The organism is Hubeiibacter jixunmingi (assembly GCF_041928215.1).
Taxonomy (GTDB): domain Bacteria; phylum Pseudomonadota; class Gammaproteobacteria; order Pseudomonadales; family Moraxellaceae; genus Acinetobacter.
Map to the genome: position 1 here is coordinate 1 of NZ_JBHFHK010000112.1, position 2938 is coordinate 2938.

Below are 2938 nucleotides of genomic sequence, written 5' to 3' on the forward strand. Positions count from 1 at the left end.
CTAATTCGTCAGAAAAATTACTATTATGCCATTGCTTTAACAACAGTCTTTTTTATTTTTTTGTCGTGTGCTGAGATATTATTTATATCCAACAATTGTAGGCTTGGTAGCGATATTGCATTCATTGTATACTACTTTTTTTGGATTTTTTAAAAAAGTTATTTACGGTCTATGTTTTGAAGACGATAGTTTGATTATTAAAACAATGAATGGAGATATTTTTTATATTAATGCTAAAGAATATAAAGTTGAAATATTAATAGATAAGGTTCAAGGTAATAGTAGTACTAGATTTTTGATTTTTTATAAGAATAACAAATATGATTTATTGGTAAAAGATGAATACAGAGATGAACTTTTATTAAAGTTGAGCCAAGTCTTAGGCAAATATCAAGGCGAGTTGAATATCGTTGAAAAATGAAATTTGTATTCTTTTGAATTGGTAAACTCAACACTTTATAAAACTAGCTTTTCTCACAGATAAGGATTAGGACGTGATTTCATTACACTAAAATCATATTCGTCTTCATCACAATATCATAATCAATCGTCGCAATATCCCCTTGCTGTTCGCCATATTGCGTGACTTCATACCAAGTGAGATGCTTGTTATTGATAGCGATAATATTGCTACAGCGTGTACCATAATTTTCCGTGGCGATAAAAGTCGATGATAATTGCTTTTCCCACGCATAACCCACGCCTGTATCGGGTAATAATTCATCCGCCAATTGCCGATTATCCTGCAAAATATCCATCGCAATCGGATAAATATTCGACATTAATTCATCAGGACAATGCTGCATACATTGTGCGACAGGCAATAATTCTTGTGCTAAGCGTTTACGTAAATGTTCACTTTTGTGCCATACACTCGACAGCAAACCGTTCGATAGGATATACACACCATTTGCCAAAGCCACTGGCTGCTCACCACGATTGCTCAGATATACCGCTTGTTTTTGGTCGCCAATAATCAGATTAAACCCTGCATAATTTTGCTGAATACTTTGTAGTTGTTTGGCATATTGCATCGGTGAAAGGCTTGATGTTAAATAATTTTTGACCAAATCACCACGACTGGTTGGATAGTCTTTTTTATCGATTTCTCTAAAATTGGTAATCACCGCCCAACGTCCGTTTTTGGTTGTGCCGAGCCATGTTCCGCTTTGCTGTAAATCTTTGCCTGCAAAAATATCATCTTCCGCCCAATAATGTAAGGCTTGCGTTGGGCGAGCATAAAATTCATCACGATTAGATAATAGTAACAATGGCAATTCATCCATCACCTGCCATGAGATTGCAACGATACACATATTTTCTCCAGTATTTAATTTAAAATTGCTAAACTTTATTTATCATTAAGACAGTATAGCATTGATTAAAATAGCATTTAATCAGATTATTTTTAAACATACTGTGTAGATTATCACAGATAAAAATATAATTACCTAATTTTATTGCTTAACTTTTTAATAACATGATAGAAAGAATAGATATATCGAATTAGAAAATTATGTCCGATATACCTATCAAACGATATAACTAAAGCATGATAACAAAAATGCTTTTTTACACTAACATCTATGCATCATACTTTTTTTAATAATATACTTCCTACAGAATAGCCTGCACCAAAGGTACATATCACAGCATACTCATCATCCTGCACTTCATCAAATGTCTTATCCATCGCGATAATCGCCCCTGCTGAAGATGTATTGGCGTATTCATGCAATACTGTTGGTGCAAGACGCATATCTGGATTTTTACCTATAAGGTATTTTAAGATGAGCTCATTCATATTAATATTGGCTTGATGCAACCAGAAACGTTTAACTTGGCTAATGTTAATCTGATTTTTATCCAATTGATTTTTAACAGTTTGTGCTACCATTGGACATACTTCTTTAAATACTTTACGCCCATCTTGACGGAAAATACGATCGTCACGCACAGCGTCTTCACTGGCATTTAAAAAACCAAAATTATTACGAATGTTGTTAGAAAATTGCGTTTCCAAATGACTATCTATAATTTCATAGCCTGACTTTTCATCGTTTTTTTCTAAGATAGTTGCCGTCGCTACATCACCAAAAATAAAGTGCGTATCACGAGAAGTATAGTCGATTTGCCCCGACATGATCTCCACATTCACTAACAATGCACGGCGAGCAGTGCTATTGTTTAAACTGTCAAAGGCCTGCTTGATTGCAAAAGTCGCTGCCGAACATGCCACATTCATATCAAATGCATAACCTTTGATACCCAGTGCTTGCTGAATTTCAATCGCTACAGCTGGATAAGCACGCTGAATACACAAAGAAGAAAGAATAACAATATCAATATCTTCAGCTTTTAGATTGGCTTTTTGCATAGCGATTTGTGCCGCTGCCACACCCATTTCTGCTTGTAAAGACAGTTCATCGTTATCACGTTCACGCAAATGCGGACGCATACGATCTATATCAAGAATACCTATTTTTTCGACCACATAACGTGATTGAATGCCTGATGCTTTTTCAATGAACTCTACACTTGAGCTACGTAATTCTTCACACTCACCTGCCAAAATTTGTTCTTTGTGCTGTTCATTATAACGTGCTACATAAGCATTCAAGCTTTGTACCAATTCATCATTAGTAATTTTATTGGGCGGTGCATAAACACCTGTGGCAGTGATGCGTACACTCATAACGAATACCTTGATTTATTTTAATTTATTTTTGCAGAAAACAAGTTTGTTGTGGATGGCGAAAACTATCTATTTTAGTGCTTTTTTAGACTTTTCTTGATAACAATAAAAAACCGAGCTTTTCAGCTCGGCTTTCAAGATTAAAAAAATTTAATCTTTATAGAATGCTTATGCAGTTACTTTAGCAACAACACCAGCACCTACTGTACGACCACCTTCACGAATCGCAAAGCGTAAGCCTGG

At 34.9% G+C, this 2938-nt stretch carries 4 protein-coding genes; 1 reads left to right on the forward strand and 3 read right to left on the reverse strand.

Features of this window, described 5'->3' with window-relative positions; genetic code table 11:
- Window positions 1-205 precede the first annotated feature (205 nt).
- The gene (locus ACEYX7_RS10785; protein WP_374900565.1) at window positions 206-421 is read left to right on the forward strand and encodes a hypothetical protein; all 216 of its coding nucleotides are present in this window, start codon (window positions 206-208) and stop codon (window positions 419-421) included.
- A gap of 82 nt (window positions 422-503) precedes the next feature.
- On the opposite strand, the gene ACEYX7_RS10790 is transcribed toward ACEYX7_RS10785, so the two are convergent.
- From ACEYX7_RS10790 to ACEYX7_RS10800, 3 genes are all read right to left on the reverse strand, one after another.
- Window positions 504-1316: an NRDE family protein gene (locus tag ACEYX7_RS10790; RefSeq protein ID WP_374805479.1), complete on the reverse strand. Its 813-nt coding sequence runs from the start codon at window positions 1314-1316 to the stop codon at window positions 504-506.
- Window positions 1317-1591: 275 nt separating this feature from the next.
- The gene (locus ACEYX7_RS10795) at window positions 1592-2695 is read right to left on the reverse strand and encodes a beta-ketoacyl-ACP synthase III (RefSeq protein WP_374805481.1); all 1104 of its coding nucleotides are present in this window, start codon (window positions 2693-2695) and stop codon (window positions 1592-1594) included.
- A 168-nt stretch (window positions 2696-2863) separates the two neighbouring features.
- Window positions 2864-2938, reverse strand: a 75-nt coding sequence (locus tag ACEYX7_RS10800; RefSeq protein WP_445585612.1) for an EF-Tu C-terminal domain-related protein, incomplete at its 5' end; no start/stop codon positions are given.

Coding starts and splice junctions, on each gene's coding strand:
- ACEYX7_RS10785 (WP_374900565.1), top strand. CDS start 206: ATGAATGGAGATATTTTTTATATTAATGCTAAAGAATATAAAGTTGAA.
- ACEYX7_RS10790 (WP_374805479.1), bottom strand. CDS start 1,316: ATGTGTATCGTTGCAATCTCATGGCAGGTGATGGATGAATTGCCATTG.
- ACEYX7_RS10795 (WP_374805481.1), bottom strand. CDS start 2,695: ATGAGTGTACGCATCACTGCCACAGGTGTTTATGCACCGCCCAATAAA.